This is a genomic window from Idiomarina sp. UBA4520 (assembly GCF_002388365.1).
In the GTDB taxonomy this organism is placed as follows: Bacteria; Pseudomonadota; Gammaproteobacteria; order Enterobacterales; family Alteromonadaceae; genus Idiomarina; species Idiomarina zobellii.
The window spans coordinates 98112-115687 of sequence record NZ_DGMK01000004.1 but is presented as its reverse complement, the minus strand read 5'-3'; the positions used below and the strand labels follow the sequence as shown (position 1 = coordinate 115687).

The 17576-nt window shown below is 47.5% G+C and carries 19 protein-coding genes; 10 read left to right on the top strand and 9 right to left on the bottom strand.

Annotated features, from left to right (window positions below; translation table 11 throughout):
- The 4 genes from B3850_RS01895 to lpxC all read left to right on the top strand — a co-directional run bounded on the left by B3850_RS01895 (position 1) and on the right by lpxC (position 4288).
- A complete protein-coding gene (locus B3850_RS01895) occupies positions 1-747 on the top strand; it encodes a cell division protein FtsQ/DivIB (protein WP_053953035.1) in 747 nt (248 codons plus the stop codon).
- Positions 748-753: 6 nt separating this feature from the next.
- Entirely contained in the window at positions 754-1986 is a 1233-nt protein-coding gene (gene ftsA / locus B3850_RS01890; RefSeq protein WP_058576805.1) for a cell division protein FtsA, read from the top strand.
- 37 nt (positions 1987-2023) lie between these two features.
- A complete protein-coding gene (gene ftsZ / locus B3850_RS01885; RefSeq protein WP_286874212.1) occupies positions 2024-3217 on the top strand; it encodes a cell division protein FtsZ in 1194 nt (397 codons plus the stop codon).
- A 150-nt stretch (positions 3218-3367) separates the two neighbouring features.
- The gene (gene lpxC, locus B3850_RS01880) at positions 3368-4288 is read left to right on the top strand and encodes a UDP-3-O-acyl-N-acetylglucosamine deacetylase (protein ID WP_053953032.1); all 921 of its coding nucleotides are present in this window, start codon (positions 3368-3370) and stop codon (positions 4286-4288) included.
- Here lpxC and B3850_RS01875 read toward each other — a convergent pair whose 3' ends face one another.
- Entirely contained in the window at positions 4289-4729 is a 441-nt protein-coding gene (locus B3850_RS01875; RefSeq protein WP_273267239.1) for a DUF721 domain-containing protein, read from the bottom strand.
- A gap of 35 nt (positions 4730-4764) precedes the next feature.
- On the opposite strand from B3850_RS01875, the gene B3850_RS01870 reads away from it, so the two are divergent.
- From B3850_RS01870 to mutT, 3 genes are all read left to right on the top strand, one after another.
- Positions 4765-5691 (top strand): M23 family metallopeptidase, encoded by a 927-nt coding sequence (locus B3850_RS01870; protein ID WP_058576808.1) that lies wholly within the window; start codon positions 4765-4767, stop codon positions 5689-5691.
- 85 nt (positions 5692-5776) lie between these two features.
- Positions 5777-8491 carry a preprotein translocase subunit SecA gene (gene secA, locus B3850_RS01865; protein WP_286874218.1) on the top strand — a complete coding sequence of 905 codons (2715 nt, stop codon included), beginning with the start codon at positions 5777-5779 and terminating at the stop codon, positions 8489-8491.
- Between the two features lie 6 nt (positions 8492-8497).
- Positions 8498-8914 (top strand): 8-oxo-dGTP diphosphatase MutT, encoded by a 417-nt coding sequence (gene mutT, locus B3850_RS01860; RefSeq protein WP_058576810.1) that lies wholly within the window; start codon positions 8498-8500, stop codon positions 8912-8914.
- A 9-nt stretch (positions 8915-8923) separates the two neighbouring features.
- On the opposite strand, the gene yacG is transcribed toward mutT, so the two are convergent.
- The 8 genes from yacG to nadC form a co-directional block, all read right to left on the bottom strand.
- Positions 8924-9118: a DNA gyrase inhibitor YacG gene (gene yacG / locus B3850_RS01855; RefSeq protein WP_058576811.1), complete on the bottom strand. Its 195-nt coding sequence runs from the start codon at positions 9116-9118 to the stop codon at positions 8924-8926.
- Positions 9115-9879: a cell division protein ZapD gene (gene zapD / locus B3850_RS01850; RefSeq protein ID WP_058576812.1), complete on the bottom strand. Its 765-nt coding sequence runs from the start codon at positions 9877-9879 to the stop codon at positions 9115-9117. Before zapD ends, yacG begins: the two co-directional genes overlap by 4 nt.
- 40 nt (positions 9880-9919) lie before the next feature.
- Entirely contained in the window at positions 9920-10528 is a 609-nt protein-coding gene (gene coaE, locus B3850_RS01845) for a dephospho-CoA kinase (RefSeq protein ID WP_286874223.1), read from the bottom strand.
- Positions 10529-10530: 2 nt separating this feature from the next.
- A complete protein-coding gene (locus B3850_RS01840) occupies positions 10531-11391 on the bottom strand; it encodes a prepilin peptidase (RefSeq protein WP_286911301.1) in 861 nt (286 codons plus the stop codon).
- A 19-nt stretch (positions 11392-11410) separates the two neighbouring features.
- Positions 11411-12583 carry a type II secretion system F family protein gene (locus tag B3850_RS01835; protein WP_286874227.1) on the bottom strand — a complete coding sequence of 391 codons (1173 nt, stop codon included), beginning with the start codon at positions 12581-12583 and terminating at the stop codon, positions 11411-11413.
- On the bottom strand, positions 12576-13859 hold the full coding sequence (locus B3850_RS01830) for a GspE/PulE family protein (protein ID WP_286874229.1): 1284 nt from the start codon (positions 13857-13859) through the stop codon (positions 12576-12578). The genes B3850_RS01835 and B3850_RS01830 overlap by 8 nt, the downstream gene beginning before the upstream one ends.
- Positions 13859-14317 (bottom strand): pilin, encoded by a 459-nt coding sequence (locus B3850_RS01825; RefSeq protein ID WP_286874231.1) that lies wholly within the window; start codon positions 14315-14317, stop codon positions 13859-13861. The genes B3850_RS01830 and B3850_RS01825 overlap by 1 nt, the downstream gene beginning before the upstream one ends.
- 86 nt (positions 14318-14403) lie before the next feature.
- Positions 14404-15261 carry a carboxylating nicotinate-nucleotide diphosphorylase gene (gene nadC, locus B3850_RS01820; RefSeq protein WP_286874232.1) on the bottom strand — a complete coding sequence of 286 codons (858 nt, stop codon included), beginning with the start codon at positions 15259-15261 and terminating at the stop codon, positions 14404-14406.
- 66 nt (positions 15262-15327) lie between these two features.
- Here nadC and ampD point away from each other — a divergent pair, with 66 nt between their 5' ends.
- The 3 genes from ampD (at position 15328) to pdhR (ending at position 17555) form a co-directional block, all read left to right on the top strand.
- Complete coding sequence (gene ampD / locus B3850_RS01815; protein WP_126752051.1) at positions 15328-15876, top strand: 1,6-anhydro-N-acetylmuramyl-L-alanine amidase AmpD; 549 nt, start codon at positions 15328-15330, stop codon at positions 15874-15876.
- A 10-nt stretch (positions 15877-15886) separates the two neighbouring features.
- On the top strand, positions 15887-16723 hold the full coding sequence (gene ampE / locus B3850_RS01810) for a beta-lactamase regulator AmpE (protein WP_286911299.1): 837 nt from the start codon (positions 15887-15889) through the stop codon (positions 16721-16723).
- An 85-nt stretch (positions 16724-16808) separates the two neighbouring features.
- Positions 16809-17555, top strand: coding sequence for a pyruvate dehydrogenase complex transcriptional repressor PdhR (gene pdhR, locus B3850_RS01805; RefSeq protein WP_286911297.1), 747 nt, complete (start codon positions 16809-16811; stop codon positions 17553-17555).
- Positions 17556-17576 lie beyond the last annotated feature (21 nt).

Here is a 17576-nt window from a genome sequence, read left to right as displayed (position 1 = left end):
ATGGCCGCTGAGCAGCGCCTTAAGTTGGTTAACTTTTGGTCTGGCGTCATCGTGTTTTGCTTGACTTTGATAGGTTTAGGCGTCGGTATTTATCAGTTAAATGAAGTACTGACAGATGAACAGCAAGTGCCTATAGCCAGTTTGAGTGTGCAGGGCGAGCTTATTTATACCGACAAAAGTGAGATAAGACAGGCACTTTTGTCAAAGCCGTTAGGCAGTTTTTTTACGGCCGACGTCGACAGTTTAAGGCAGCGAGTGGAAGCGCTGCCGTGGGTACAAAAAGTATCCATACGGAAAGTATGGCCCGACCGTTTATCGGTATTTGTTTCGGAGCATCAGCCGCAAGCGCTTTGGAATGCGGACCGGCTGATCAACGAACAAGATGAAGTGTTTCGGGCTGACGTGACAAAAGTGAGTGCGCAGCTACCCCAACTTTTTGGGCCTGAGCACGCGGTCGAGGACACGCTAAGCGAGTTCTACCGATTACAAAAGATGTTGTCGGTGAATGGTTTTTCGATAAGAGCCTTACGTTTAACCGACCGCTTTGCTGTCAGTTTGGTGCTGGAGCAAGGTATTGAAATTAAGTTAGGGCGGGAAGCCACCCTGGAACGCATTAAACGGTTTATCGACTTGTTTCCAAGTATGATGAACCACGAAAACAGTAAAGAGAACAAAGTCGACACAGTGGATTTACGATACGATACCGGGGCTGCAGTAGCCTGGCGTGAAGCAAAAAGTGAGAGTTAGACAGATATGTCGAAAACATCGGAACGCAATATGGTAGTAGGTCTGGACATAGGTACGAGCAAAGTTACCGCTCTTATCGGTGAGTTGTTGCCGGACAATGAAATCAGCGTTGTAGGCGTTGGTACTGCGGTTGCTCGTGGCATGGACAAAGGCGGCGTTAATGACCTGAATTTGGTCGTTCAGTCGGTTCAACGAGCTGTGGACGAAGCCGAATTGATGGCTGACTGCCGAGTTGCATCTGTTTACTTGAATATCTCTGGTCGCCACATCTCGTGCCAGAACGAAAGCGGCATGGTGCCGATTAATGAAGCGGAAGTGACACAGGACGATGTCGACAGTGTGATTCATGCAGCGCAGTCGGTGCCTATTGCGAAAGAGCGCCGCATTTTGCATGTGCTACCGCAAGAGTATGTGATTGACTCTCAGGAAAGCATTCGCAGTCCTATTGGTATGTCGGGCGTGCGTATGGAGTCAAAAGTCCACATTATTACTTGCGCTAATGACATGGCCAAGAACATTACCAAAGCCGTGGAACGCTGTGGTTTGTCGGTCGACAAACTGATTTTTTCAGCGCTGGCATCCAGCATCTCGGTACTAACCGATGACGAAAAAGACTTAGGCGTGGCGTTGGTTGACTTAGGCGGCGGTACTATTGATATCTGCATCTATGCAGGCGGAGTGCTGCGTCACACCGCTGTGATCCCGGCGGCGGGTAATCAGGTCACCAGTGATATTGCAAAAATATTCCGCACACCAACGAATCACGCGGAAGAAATTAAGACCAAGCACGCTTGTGCGTTGCGGCAAATGGTCAGCATGGAAGACACCATTGAGGTGCCGTCAGTGGGTGGTCGCCCTTCGCGTGTTATGTCTCGACATACCCTCGCAGAAGTGGTGGAGCCGCGTTACCAAGAGCTGTTTGAGTTAATCAGAGATGAAATTCAGCAAAGCGGCCTGGACGAACAAATAGCTGCTGGTGTGGTTATCACAGGTGGTAGCGCGAAAATGGAAGGCTGCGTTGACTTTGCGGAAGAGATATTTCAAATGCCGGTGCGCGTAGGTGTGCCGCTTGGTATGAAAGGTTTACGGGACTACGTAGAAGACCCGGTTTATGCGACAGCGGTCGGACTGTTACGGTATGGACAGGAAGACGCCGCTGTATCACAAAAAGAAAGCTCTAAAACTGACGTTATCGGGCTCTGGCAAAAAGTGCAGAGCTGGTTTAAAGGTGAGTTTTAACTTGGGGTAGCAAAAAAAGCAGGTAGGGAGAATTATTATGTTCGAACTGATGGATAATTACGAAAGCGAAGCCGTCATTAAGGTGATAGGCGTCGGTGGTGGTGGCGGTAACGCTGTTCAGCACATGGTAAAAGAGTCAATTGAAGGCGTGCAGTTTATTGCGGCGAACACCGATGCGCAGGCATTGCGTAATCACACTGCAGACGTGACCATTCAATTAGGTCAGGACATCACGAAGGGGCTTGGCGCTGGCGCTAACCCTGAAGTGGGTCGCCAATCAGCGGAAGAAGACCGCGAAAATATCCGTATTCAATTAGAAGGCGCGGATATGGTCTTTATTGCAGCCGGCATGGGCGGCGGCACTGGAACCGGTGCAGCACCTGTGGTTGCTGAAGTCGCCAAAGAGCTGGGTATTCTGACAGTTGCGGTTGTTACTAAACCCTTCCCGTTTGAAGGTAAGAAGCGCATGGCCGTTGCCGATGAAGGTATTCACGCGCTAGAGCAAAGTGTGGACTCGCTTATTACTATTCCTAACGAGAAACTGTTGAAGGTAATGGGCAAAGGCACTTCGTTGTTAGATGCCTTCAGCGCAGCCAACAACGTGCTATTAGGTGCGGTACAGGGCATTGCCGAGCTGATTACCCGTCCGGGTCTTATCAACGTTGACTTTGCCGACGTTCGTGCAGTGATGAAAGAAATGGGTACCGCGATGATGGGTACCGGAGCCGCAAGCGGTGAAGATCGCGCGCAGGAAGCGGCGGAAATGGCTATCAACAGCCCGCTTCTGGAAGACATCGATCTGTCAGGCGCGCGCGGTGTCTTGGTTAATGTAACCGCTGGCATGGACATGAGCATTGACGAGTTCGAAACGGTAGGTAACACCGTGAAGGCGTTTGCGTCAGATAATGCGACCGTAATTGTGGGAACCGTTATCGATACTGAAATGTCTGATGAATTAAGAGTAACCGTTGTTGCGACAGGTATCGGCGCAGAGCGTAAACCAGATATTTCTCTGGTCAACAATGCGCAAAATGCACCTAAGCGTGAACCGCAACCTACGTATCGTGCGGACATTGACCGCGGCGCTACAGCTCCTCGTTACGAAGAGCAGGAAGAGGCTCAGGCAGAGCCGAAACCAGAAGCGAAGCGTCAGGCGGCGGCGAAGCCAAAGCAGGAAAAAGAACTGGATTATTTGGATATTCCGGCATTTTTGCGCAAACAAGCGGACTAAATTACCGCTAAGCCAGTGTAATTATGCGTAAAATTTGATCGGACCATGACAAATGTCGTATAATATGCGGCCGCTTCGGTTTGAATGGTCGTTTTTTGACCAGTAACCGTATAAAGCGAACCGATTTTATAAGGTAGGTGAATAAAACTCATGATTAAGCAACGTACATTGCAACAAGCGATATCAGCAACAGGAATTGGCTTGCACAAGGGCAACAAAGTGAACTTAACTTTGCGTCCGGCGCCGGCTAATACTGGGTTGATCTTTCGCCGTACTGACTTAGAGCCGGCAGTGGATATCCCTGCGCGTGCTGACTGGGTTCGTGATACGCAGTTGTGTACGTGCTTAATTAATGAAGAAAATATTCGCATATCGACAGTCGAACACTTACTCGCTGCGCTTGCAGGAGTTGGCATTGATAACGCTATTATCGAAGTCGACTCTCACGAAATACCTATTATGGACGGTAGCTCTCACCCGTTTGTTTACCTGCTACAAAGTGCGGGCATTGAAGAGCAGTCAGCAGCGAAGAAGTTTATCCGAATCAAAGAGCCGGTGCGTGTTGAAGACGGTGACAAGTGGGCGGAACTGCTACCCCACGATGGTTTCCGTATCGACTTTGCTATCGACTTTGACCATCCGGCTATCGCAGACACAGGGCAAACTGTCAGCATGGACTTCAGTGCTAATGCCTTCATTAAAGACATTAGCCGTGCGCGTACCTTTGGCTTTATGAAAGACATTGAGTACTTGCGCAAAAATAACCTGGCACTTGGTGGCAGTTTTGATAACGCTGTGGTTCTGGATGACTTCCGCGTGTTAAATAATGATGGCCTGCGTTATGACGACGAGTTTGTGAAGCATAAAATGTTGGACGCTGTGGGCGATCTCTACATGGGCGGTCATAGCATTTTGGGCCACCTGCGTGCATACAAGTCAGGCCATGCGTTAAATAACCAATTACTTCAGGCGGTACTGGAAACTGAGTCTGCCTGGGAGTTCGTGACCTTTGAAGATGAGCAGGCAAAAGAGCCTATCGCATTTTGGTCACCAGCTAATACTACGGCTTAATTAGCCTTTATTGTTGGCGGCGTTGTTATCAAACTTCGCCGCTAATGCTTCTAACTGAAGTCGCAGCGGCTCGCTGCAACCCTCCGCCATATTCCTTAGCCTTTGTGCGTTGTCATTTGTGGTGTTTACATTCGGTGACACTTTCACGCTCAGCTTGTTGACCGGCACCGTCGCATTGTTTTGAAAATACGTTATAATGGCCGCTTGTTGGAATTTAAGTTTTGTTGACCAGCTGCCGCTGCCAGCCTTTATAATAAGCTCGCCGTCGCGAATATTCACAAGCTGACAATGTTGAGCGGTTGCTTTGTCCACGCAGTTTTTAAACAACTGTTGCCATTGAGAGAGTTGAGCGGCAAACTGTGCATAATGTCGCAACGTTTCAGCCATAGGTTGCTGGCCAGTACGTAGCAATTCAGATGGCGTTTTCGGTTGTCGGGACATAAGTGGTGTAGTCAACAAATAATAAGAGAGTTCAGATGAGTTTATCAGTCTTTTATCGAGGCTCCAAAATTCGTTTTCGCGTTAATTTAAGTCGTAGACGGATGTTGTCTTTCGCCGGTATAGCGACCTTTATTGGGCTTGTTACCTGGCAACCTTGGGAATACCGGGGAGTTGACCCAGAGTTCGCGCAGGCACAAATCACCGAAGAGCAAAAAAACCTTATTCTTCAGCAAAAAGCCGTCAAAGCGTTGAAAGAAGATACCCAAAAGCAATTGGGTGCTATGAAGGTTTATTTAGGTGAGTTGCGGGCACAAATGCGTCGTTTAGATGCCTTAGGTGAGCGTTTAGCGGGTGTGGCGAACTTGGACAATGGCGAGTTCAATTTCCAGCAGGAAATGCCCATCGGCGGACCGGAAATTGAAGTCGCTGAGTTACCTCAGGCCTCAGGATCTGATGTACTTACCGACATTGAAGACATGTTGTCGAAGATATCGGACAAACAAAAACAGCTATCTCTCCTTGAATCTGTGATGATGAATCACCAACTTAATAATGATGCATATATTGCTGGGCGCCCTATCTCCGATGGTTGGCTCTCTTCGCAATATGGTATTCGTAAAGACCCTTTCAATGGCACTCCGGCCATGCACAAGGGTTTAGACTTTGCGAGTTATAACGAAGATGTGCAAGTGGTCGCGACCGGTGCCGGTGTTGTCACCTGGGCGGGTGACCGGTACGGCTATGGTCAGTTGGTTGAGATTGACCACGGTGGTGGCTTAAAAACTCGCTATGGGCACAATCACGAATTATTAGTAAACGTCGGCGACGTGGTAACACGAGGCCAGCAAATTGCAGAGATGGGTAGCAGTGGTCGTTCAACCGGACCGCATGTGCATTACGAAGTTTTACGTAATGGTAAGCAGATTGACCCGAACCAATTTGTGTACCGAAAAGCCGACTAATACATCTGAACATTAAGAGAATAAACGCAAGCGGTACTAAGTACCGCTTTTGTTGTTAAAAAGTAACACAGGATATATCAAACTCATGCTAGGCAGTCTGTTTCGAAAAGTTTTTGGAAGTCGCAACGATCGCATACTCAAAAACATGCAAAAAGATGTTGATCGGATTAATGCGTTAGAACCCGAATTTGAAGCATTGAGTGATGCGGAATTAAAGGAAAAGACCGCCGAGTTTCGTAAGCGTCTGAACGAAGGTGAAAAGCTCGATAAGTTACTTGTTGAAGCCTTTGCCACGGTCCGTGAAGCCAGTAAACGCGTATTTAAAATGCGTCACTTTGACGTCCAGCTTATCGGCGGTATGGTTTTGAATGAAAACCGTATTGCGGAAATGAAGACAGGTGAAGGTAAAACCTTAACCGCAACCTTAACTGCCTATTTAAATGCCTTGCCGGGCAAAGGCGTGCATATTATTACTGTGAACGACTACTTGGCAAAGCGTGACGCAGAGTTTAACCGTCCCTTATTCGAATACTTGGGCCTAAGTGTAGCGTTCAACATTCCGGGTATGAATCCGGAAGACAAAAAAGCGGCCTATCAGGCAGATATTACTTACGGTACTAATAATGAGTTTGGTTTCGACTATTTACGCGACAACATGGCCTTTTCGCCACAGGATCGCGTGCAGCGCGACCTTTACTATGCGCTAGTCGATGAGGTTGACTCCATTCTTATTGACGAAGCCAGAACACCACTGATTATCTCTGGGCCGGCTGAAGACAGCTCAGAAATGTATCGCAAGATGAACGAGCTGGTGCCGCACTTAGTACGTCAGGAAAAGGAAGATACCGAGGAGGAGCGGGGCGACGGCCACTTTACTATCGATGAAAAAGCGAAGCAGCTTCACCTGACTGAAAATGGCCAAGAGCATATCGAGTCGCTACTCAAAGAAAAAGGCATGCTGGCTGATGATGACTCACTGTATTCCGCAGCCAATATTAGCTTGCTGCACCACATTAATGCGGCGCTAAGAGCACATCACCTATTCCAGAAAGATGTCGATTACATTGTTAAAGATGACCAGATCATTATTGTTGATGAGCACACAGGTCGTACAATGGAAGGGCGCCGTTGGTCTGAAGGTCTGCACCAGGCGGTAGAAGCCAAAGAAGGTGTGCCTATTCAAAATGAAAACCAAACGCTTGCTTCCATTACCTTCCAGAACTACTTCCGCCTCTATGACAAACTGGCGGGTATGACAGGTACAGCCGACACCGAAGCCTTTGAGTTCCAGTCAATTTACGGGCTTGAAACCGTTGTTATTCCAACTAATAAACCAATGGTTCGTGATGATCGCGCTGACTTGATTTACCTAACGGCAAAAGAAAAATACGAAGCTATTGCTGAAGATATCGAAGAGTGCCGTAAACAAGGACGCCCAGCGCTGGTTGGTACGGTATCTATCGAAAACTCGGAGTTGTTGTCGAGCCTTCTGAAGAAGAAGAAAATACCGCATGCGGTGTTGAACGCTAAGTTCCACGAACAAGAAGCCGATATTATCGCTCAGGCGGGCCGTCCAGGCGCCGTAACTATTGCGACCAACATGGCCGGGCGCGGTACTGACATCGTGTTAGGCGGCAATTGGATGGTCGAAGTAGAGAAACTGGAAGAACCATCTAACGACAAAATAGATGCTATTAAAGAAGAATGGCAGAAAGTGCATGACAAAGTCATCGAAGCGGGTGGCTTGCACATTATTGGTACGGAGCGTCATGAATCTCGCCGTATTGATAATCAGCTTCGTGGTCGTGCTGGTCGTCAGGGTGACCCGGGTTCGTCTCGTTTCTATCTATCACTGGAAGATCCACTAATGCGTATTTTCGCATCGGATCGTATCGGTACCATGATGAAACGCCTTGGTATGAAAGAAGGGGAAGCTATTGAGCACCCTTGGGTGACACGCGCCATCGAAAACGCACAACGTAAGGTTGAAGGGCGTAACTTCGATATCCGTAAGCAATTGCTTGAATACGATGATGTGGCGAATGACCAGCGCTCGGTGGTTTATGAACAGCGTAACGAGCTGCTTGATGAAGGCGATATCTCTGAGACCATTACTGCAATTCGTGAAGACGTTGTTAATGCAGTTATTGACGAATATGTGCCGCCACAGTCGCTCGCTGAACTGTGGGACTTAAAGTCACTGGAAGAACGCTTGCGCGCTGATTTCCATATTGAGCTACCTTTACAACAGTGGCTTGAAGATGAAGAGCACTTCCACGAAGAAGTTCTTCGCGAACGTGTATTGGAAGAGCTGGTTAAGACTTACCAGGAAAAAGAAGAGTTGGTAGGGCCGGAAGTTCTGCGCCGCTTTGAAAAGTCGATTATGTTGCAAAGCCTTGATCAGCACTGGAAAGAGCACTTGGCAGCAATGGATCATTTACGTCAGGGCATTCACTTACGCGGTTATGCACAGAAAAACCCTAAGCAGGAATATAAGCGCGAAGCGTTTGAGTTGTTCAGCGAAATGCTTGAGAACTTGAAGTTGGATGTTGTGACTATTTTAAGTCGCGTTAAAGTGCGCGCTCAGGAAGATGTCGATGCGGTTGACCAACAGCGTAAAGCTGCCGACAGCGCACCTCGTGAGTTTAAACACGAGCAGACAAAGCCAGCGACTCAAGAAGAGCAACCGCGAGAGCAAGGGCAGCCGCAGCCGGCCAGAACTGAAAAGAAAGTCGGTCGTAATGAGCCTTGTCCATGCGGCTCAGGTAAAAAATACAAACATTGTCACGGTAAACTGTAGGTTAATATGACCACCCAAAAACCTCCCGCTGTACATGTTGCAGTGGGAGTTATTGAAAACACGAATGGCGAAATCTTTATCGCGCAACGTCTGCCAGAACAGCATCAAGGCGGCAAATGGGAGTTTCCCGGTGGTAAAGTTGAGTCAGGTGAAAATGTTCAGGAAGCCTTAGTCAGAGAGCTCAAAGAAGAGTGTGGCATAGATGTTACTGACATGGCGCCACTGACGGTTATTGAACATCAATATTCGGACAAACGCGTATTATTGGATGTTTGGTGGATTTTGTCTTATCAAGGCGAAGCTACTCAGCTGGAAGGACAAAAATGGTGTTGGGTTGATAAAAATCAGTTAGATGCCTTTCAGTTTCCTGATGCAAACCAACCCATTGTCGACTGTATTATGCAGTCAATGAATACTTACTGAATGTAAGGCTTAAAAGCCGTCGCCCTCGTTAATGTAGTCATCGTTGGCAACAGGGGCAGGCTCGCCTGGAATACTTTTTTCTTCATTTGCCCACTCGCCCAAGTCAATGAGTTTGCAGCGCTCACTGCAAAACGGGCGAAATTTCGAGGTCTCTTTCCATTCGACTTCGGCTTCACATGTTGGACAGTTGACCGTTAAACTCATTGTGCACACCTGGCTATTTCTAATTGAACTGACTGGATTGATTGAGTGTTACTGACACCCGGTAACGGCATGAATCTTACCGTAAAGCGTTGTCTATGCCCACTAATAACCGGGTAAACGGAAGACTCTTTAGGGACTTTAATTCGTAGCATAGCTAACGGCTGTTCAGAGCTTCCCTGCATAAACCCACTGGTCAATGTCATATCGGAGAAAGAGGACTGTTCACGCATTAAGGTGAGCTTTAGTTGCACTGCTTTTTCGATAGGCTGAAATAACTGACACCACGCATCGCATTGTTTCTGTTGGAGCTCATTCTCCTGACTTAACCAGAGTTGCAGTTGCGGCAGTTCGAAAAGGCCACTAATACCCGGTTGGCTAAAACGTTGTCTTATACTCGCCAGTAGTGCATCGTCTTTAATTTCTCGCAATACCTTAGGAATGTCCGGTAAAAATTGTTGGCAGTCGCCAATTTCTTCAATAGTGGTCCGCAACGCCTGTCTATCGACTTGCGGGTGCTGCTCCCATTGTTTCAGGCGCTGTTGCTGTGCATCGAGATCTTTTGAAAGCTCAGTGCGAATGTCGACCCTTTCAAGGAGATCGCTGAGTGAAAACAGAGACTGGAAAAAAGCATCAGGCTGTTGTTGAAACAACTCTCTATTGACGTTGAGCTGCTCGAAGCCGTGTTCAAGTCGTAAATATGTGCGGACACGCTCCTGAAGCGGGTATTCATAAATAATGTGCTGGTTATCCGTGAACGCCATAATGTCAGTAGTTAAAGGGTAATGCGCCTATAATAGCGCATTAAGATGGGTGTGCAATGGCTGCTTCCAGATACCTTTTGTGTAATTCCTGAACCTGAGTGTGAAGTGCGTTTAAAGTGGTGTCATTAACAATAATATCATCCGCTTTTCGGCGTCGCTCTTCACGAGTCATTTGAGCGTTTAAAATGGCTGCAACCTGTTCTTCAGACGTGTTGTCACGAGTAACTGTGCGTTCAATTTGTAATGATTCTGGTACGTCTATAACTAATACTTGGTCACAGTATTTATCCAATCCATTTTCCAGCAGTAATGGAGCGGATAAAATCACATATCTGGAAGACGCATTATTTAACTGAGCGAGTATTTGTCGACGAATTTCAGGATGTAATAACTGGTTCAGCCATTCCTTTTCGTCGTTATTACTAAAGACTTTTTCACGCAGCGCTTTACGGTCTAAGTGGCCGTCACTTTGAATCACTTCTGGGCCAAAGTGGTGTTGAATTTCTTTTAGGCACACAGAGCCTGGCTCCACAACTTCGCGAGCAACAACATCTGCATCTATCACGTCAATGCCTAGACGTTGAAACTCGTCTGTGGCGGCGGTTTTACCGCTGCCGATACCACCGGTTACACCAACAACATAAGTCATGCTTACGCCCCTCCTAGCCAGGACCAATAAGCGTATAGCAACTCGTGCCCCCAAAAGTAGCTTATGATCCCTCCCCCAATTAGAAAGGGGCCAAATGGAATCGGCTGAGCCCGGCCGCTGAGTTTAATGTAAACAACACCAACAACAGCGCCACACAGTGACGCGGCCAATACGGTCACTGGCAATACTGTTGCACCGGTAAACGCAGTTAGTGCTGCCAGCAGTTTAAAGTCGCCATAGCCCATCCCTTCTTTTTTGGTCAGAAGTTTAAACACCCAATAAACTGACCACAAGCTGAGGTAGCCCACGACAGCACCGATGAGCGCCTGCTCTGTGGTTATGGAACTGTACTCGGACAACGACCAGAGTAAACCGAGCCAGAGTAGGGAGTAATTGAGCACGTCGGGCAATAGTTTGTGATGTAAATCGATGACAAAAAGGCAAATTAATAAGCTTGTGACTACGGCGTAAAACAGTGCTGGCACAGTGATGCCATATTGCCAGCCAATTAGCCCGAAACTGATGGCTGCGATAATTTCTACCGCCCAGTAGCTGATTGAAATCGGTGTTTTGCAATGGCGGCAGCGAGCTCTTAAAAGCAGGAAGCTCAACAGTGGGATATTGTCATACCAGGCAATAGCGGACTGACATTTCGGGCAATGAGACGCTGGGAAAGCGAGATTAAAGGGTTCGACTTGATTTGCAGGTGTGCCGTTTGCCTCGGCACATTCCAGTTGCCACTGTCGCTGCAATTGAATAGGCAGGCGATGAATAACAACATTCAAAAAACTGCCAATAACAGCCCCCAGTATGACTGATAAGATCAGCATTGCGATTGTGTGAGCTGCGAATAATTCGGTCATTCGATAGCGTCCTGCTTAATTAAAATTGCTCGCCCAATGAGAATAAAGGCAAGTACATAGCCACTAAAAGAGTGCCTATAATGCCGCCTAAAATAAGCATCAGCAAGGGCTGTGAGTAACTTGAAATGTGCTCAGAATAAAGAGTGAGCTGCTTTTGTTGGTACAACGCCAACTGCTTAAATGCTTGTGCCATACGGCCGGACTTCTCTGCTGACTGAATAAAACTCATGGTTTTCGGCGTATTCAATGCCGACGATCTGAACGCCTTAGACCAGCCTAAGCCTTTTTCTAAATGGTAACTAATAAGGTGAAGTCGGCTTTTATAGACCGGACAGCTCAGGTTATTTGTCGTAAGCTTTAGGGCATGAACGGCATCAATGCCTGCTTCAAGCGAGAGCCCAAGCTGATAATAAATTTGTTGTTCGCGCGAACCAATGACTAATTGCCTATAAACCGGTAGCTTTAGCGTGCAGTGTCGCCAAAACGCAGGAAATCGGTGTCTAATCAGCCGGCAGGAAAGGTAGATTAGGCAAAAAGCGCCACCGATAAACACAGCGTGTTGGCTTACGAATTCTGAAATTGCGATAACCTTTTGAGTCAACAGCGGTAAGTTGGCACTCCCAAAAAGCTTCTGAAACTGGGGAAGTACCCAAGTCATCATGAGTAAAGTAACGACACAGGCAAATGCCGCAATAATAAGCGGGTAGCTAAGTGCTTTGGTGAGTTGTTCTTTTAGTGCCATTTGCTGCTGCTTTAATGTCAAAATATTGTGCAAACCGCTGACCAAATGACCACTCGACTCGGCCCATTCAATGGTTTGTATGTCAGCAGCGGGCAGCCAATCTGAGTATTGCTTAAGCGCACTTGAAAGTGGGCGTCCCAACTTTATTGTCGCAAGGCAGTCATTCACTAGCCAAGTCATTGCCTTTGAAGAGTGCTGATTAACACTATGCTTTAATGCGTCGGGTAAAGGCAGACCGCACTCGAGCAGTTCAAGCCACTGCTCTATAGTTTGCAGCCATTCTTTATCAGCGGGCTTAGGTGTTTTTATAAGGTGTTCGCGCTGTACTGAAATACGACTCAACCCTCTTTCCGACAAAAGTCGAATGGCGTGCAATTGACTGGTGGTATGTATTAACCCAGTCTGTCCGGCACTTTTCCAGCGCCAGCGAGTTACTTTTTGCTCAGTCATTAATGCTGACCTTGTGTCTTTCGTAATAGGCTCTTGCCTGCTCAAAAGTTGGCAGTTTTAGGTGCTCTAAATAGTTGGCTTTATCGGTACCGGATGCTCTGGAGTTAAGCAGCGGGCTGGCCTCCTGTCCCCAGGGCAGCACCTCAAAAATCGCCTGTCTATGAGGCTGGAAGTTATTGTCAAACGCTGGAAGTAAGCGCTGACTAACAATTAGAGTGAGCGCGCTAGCAATATCCAGCGGATTAACGCCGAGCGACTTTAAACGAGCGAGCGTTTCCAACGACCCATTGGTATGCATAGTAGTTAAAACAAGGTGACCCGTTTGAGCCGCTTGCAGGGCTATTTTAGCGGTCTCTGCATCGCGAATTTCGCCAATCATAATGACATCGGGGTCTTGTCTTAGCAGCGCTCGCAACAGCGAGGCAAACGACAGTCCTTTGCGCTCATTTACCATGAGTTGTGTGCTCCCGGCTAAAGGAGATTCAATTGGGTCTTCCACCGTGCAGACGTTGAGTTTTTGAACATTAATGGACTGAAGTGCGCTGTATAACGTCGATGTCTTTCCGCTCCCGGTTGGTCCTGTGACTATAATAAGCCCCTGAGTCTTTGATAATGCCTGCTCGAAGCATTGATACTGGCACTCTAACAGTCCTGTATCTGCCAACGGTAAAATGTGTTCTGAAGATTTTAGGCAGCGCAGTACCAATTTTTCACCACCGAGGGCTGAACAGCAATTCAACCGAAATTCAAAGTTCTGATGGGTCGCTTTGTGTGCGACCGTTAAGCGGCCATCTTGCGGTATTGGTTGTTCGGTCAGATCGAGATCAGCCAGTACTTTTATTCGAGCAATAACTTGCTTGGCAAAAGACACCTGAAGAGCGTCTTTGGTGTCTAAATCGCCTCCTGAACGCGTCCTCACTCGATAGCTGCTCTGGTAAGGCTCTATATGAATATCTGAGCCTCCGTTAAGTGCGCATTCACACAAGAGCTGCTCGACGTAATCGACAGCGGAGTTTTGTAAAGGCTTATAGCCTGAAAGCGGGTGAGAGTTTCTAACAACAAGCACCTTTTTGTCACTGAACAGGCTTAACAGAACGGGTTCAACCGGTTTGCACTGAGGATCCTGCGACAGTAATATCCACTGTTCCTCTTCAGCAAGCCGTGTTAGCCCGTGTTGTTTTAAAAAGCCCTCATTCTGGTTCGTCTCTGTTAGCTCGCTGTTTGCTAACAAAGCTATATCAATTTCAGCGGTAAGGCAGGTTGCGACGTAACTCATTATTCACCAATACCTTGCTGGCAGCCGCTAACAACACTTCGGCTTTGCTGATAGTCAGAGCAGCCAATGCTCCATTCCAAATGGGTGTTCGACGGAACTGGGGTCAATTCAACGGACAATGGTTGTTCATCTATGGTTACAGAGGCTAATTGAAGGCTAATACGAGCGTCCTCATCAATGCTGAGGCTTGCTAAGTCATCCGGTAGCGGCGACGGCACATTGGGCAGACCGTTTTGGCCTGGTTGGGCACAGTCTGAAAGTTGCCCTTCGGTTTGCCAGCATAGCGCAATGGATAGCTGGAATGGTTGAGCATGTGCTAACGCTTTAGTGACTTTCGCTTGCTGTGTGTAATGGGTGTAGGAGGGAACAGCAATGGCCGACAATATCGCTATGATAGCAACCACCACCATCATTTCTATAAGACTAAAACCGTTGTACTGAGTATTTGCATCCTGCATAAGACAGCTCCTGATAAAAAGTCAGGAAACTGTCGTCTATTAAGCAGAATTTGTCGAATGTATTTATTTGTAAGTTATTGACGAATTTAGGAAATTCGCATTGAAAGATCAATGGCTTGAATGTTTTTAGTCAGCGCACCCGATGAAATAAAATCGACGCCGGTGGCAGCTAACTCAGCCAAACGTTCGTCAGTAATGTTGCCGGATACTTCCAGCTTGGCTTTATGTTCAGCCTTATTATTGGTCGCAACTGCAGACTCAATATCAGCCAAACTGAAGTTGTCCAGCATAATAATGTCAGCTTCTGCTGTCAGAGCTTGCTCAAACTCGTCTAAGTTCTCAACTTCCACCTCAACGGTTTTTCCGGGGTTAAGCTGCTTGGCTTTTTTGACTGCCTGCTCGATACCACCGCAGGCAAAAATATGGTTTTCTTTAATTAAATAAGCGTCGTACAAGCCAATACGATGGTTTGCCCCGCCGCCACAGCGAACCGCAAACTTCTGTGCCAGACGCATACCAGGAAGCGTTTTACGGGTATCCAGTAGTGTCGTATTGGTGCCTTCCAGAAGTCGGCTGTATTGGTGCGTTAACGTTGCGGTTGCTGACAAAGTCTGCAAAAAGTTCAGGGCAGTACGCTCGCCAGTGAGTAATACCCGGCTTGGGCCTTCTAAGTCACACAGCGTCGTATTCGGCTCGACCAAGTCACCATCTTTAACATGCCAGCTCAGAGACACTTCTTGTCCAAGTTGTCTAAACACCTCGTTGACCCATTCCACACCACATATAACCGCTTTGTCGCGAGTGATAATGGTCGCTTTAGAATGGCTGGTAGGACTAATTAACTGGGCGGTAATGTCCAGGCTGGCATCTTTTTCCGACAAATCTTCGACCAGTGCGTTACGAACACCTTCCTGAATGGCGAGTTGCAATTCATGCTGACTCATATTGGCTTTACCTTTTTACAGACAATACGGATACTAGGGGGCAAACTTTACCGTTTTGTTGAGCCTGTGAAAAGCGAACAACTGAAAAACCATAAAATAACTCACGCTATACAGCATGCGTCGCCGCACTTTGACGAGCGGCCTGACGAGTCTGACATCAGTCTGCTGGTGATTCATTGTATCAGCTTGCCCGAGGGTGAGTATGGCACGCCTTATGTCAAAGACCTGTTTATGGGGGAGCTACAGATCAATGCACACCCAGACTTTGCGCCTTTAGAAGGGCTGCGAGTGTCAGCGCATTGCGTCATTCGCCGGGACGGCACGTTAGAGCAATATGTACCTTTCGATAAGCGCGCCTGGCATGCCGGACAATCGCGTTACTGTGGTCGCAAACGCTGCAATGACTTTAGTATTGGCATTGAACTAGAAGGCACCGACCAGAGTGCCTATACTGATAAGCAATATCAGTGTTTGGTGGAGGTGACGGAGCTTTTATTGATGCACTATCCAAAACTGAACCGGCGACGCATTATTGGACATGAACACATAGCGCCTGGCAGAAAGACAGACCCGGGCAGCGGCTTTGACTGGCCAAGATATTTGAATCAATTATAAGGAGCATTTGATGGTTCTCATCGCGTTGCTAATTGCATTGAGTATTGAGCGGCTTTACCACAGTCCTGACGCTTTGCATTGGCAGTTTTACCTGAGTCGTTGGCAGCATTGGAGTGCTTCAAAGCTGAGCGATGAAAAATGGAAAAGTGCTCCGGCTACCTTTTTGAGAACTATAGTACCTGCGCTTTTTGTGGGACTATTAATACAGTTGCTCGATAACTTGTTGGTGACCTTTTTAGTGAGCATTGCCGCTTTATTGTTAGCGATAAACTGTGAGCCCGCCCGAGTCTCCTATAAAGCGTATTTAAAAGCCGCGAATCGAGGTGACGATGAAACGTGTCAGACACATCAGCGTGCGCTATCGCAATATGCAGGACTGGGTGAAAAGACATCCGTTAATCAGTCTCTGATTTGGATCAATTATCGGCATTATTTAGCGGTAATGTTTTATTTTGTGTTGTTTGGTAGTGTTGGCGCACTGCTTTATGCAACGTTCCGAATAGCCGCTGATGCTGAAAATAATCCAGAATCACAAGATAATTCAACGTCTTACTGGTCAAGGTTGCTATGGTTTGCTGATTGGGTACCGGCACGTTTGGCTGGTTTTGGATTATTAATTGTCGGACACTTCTCACGGGCGCTACCTGTGTGGATTCGGCTAACAACGACACCACACTGCGAGCCGAAAACCCTATTGTTTGAGGTGGCGGAAAATGCTGAAGACACGCCACAGCACCCGGATGACAAGACCGAGCATGCTACTTGCCAGCTAAAACTGATGCGTCGACAGCAAATATTCTGGGTGGCTGTTATCGCCGTTCTGACATTATCTGGTGCCGTTCTCTAGTGGTTGTACCAGCCCAGAAAAATTTGGGCTGGCGCTATAAATGATTTAGAATGATCGCATCTTTTGGTCTGACCAATTTACCGCTATGTCTGAGTTGCCCATAAAACAAACGAAGCTATCGGATACTATCGTTGCTCATTTTGAGCAAATGATTGTGGACGGGCGCTTGCGTGCCGGGCAAAAACTACCGTCGGAACGGCAGCTGGCGCAGCAGTTTAATGTGTCTCGCCCGTCGTTGCGCGAAGCCATTCAAAAACTGGAAGCGAAAGGCGTTGTTGAGCGCCGGCAAGGCGGTGGCACTTATGTGGTGAATACGGTTAACGAACAATTGACCCAGCCATTATTTGAGTTATTGGCAAAACACCCTGAGTCGCAGTTTGACTTGCTGGAATTTCGACATGCACTGGAAGGCATTTCGTCGTTTTATGCGGCATTGAGAGGCACCAAAGCCGATCTAGAACGCATAGAAGAGAGTATAAAAGGAATAGTGCAAAGCCAAAGCGCTGAAATAAATGAGCAAGTAGACGCTTTGGTCGAATTTTACCACCGCATAGCAGAAGCCTCTCATAACGTCATTCTTGTGCACGTTGTGCAGGGCATGCAAGAGCTATTGGCTGAGAATATTCGACAGAACCTGGAAATAATCGGTAGCCGCAAAGAGCTGCTGGAAAAACTGAATCAACACCGTCAGCAACTGGTTAGCGCCATTGTTGATGGTCAACCGGAGCAAGCGCGGGATGCGTGTCACCAACATTTGACCTATATTGAACAGATATTGTTAGACTTAGGCAAAGAACAGTCTCGTATTCAGCGTTCGCTGCGACGTTCCTGAATTGATAAGAAGGTAAGGAAT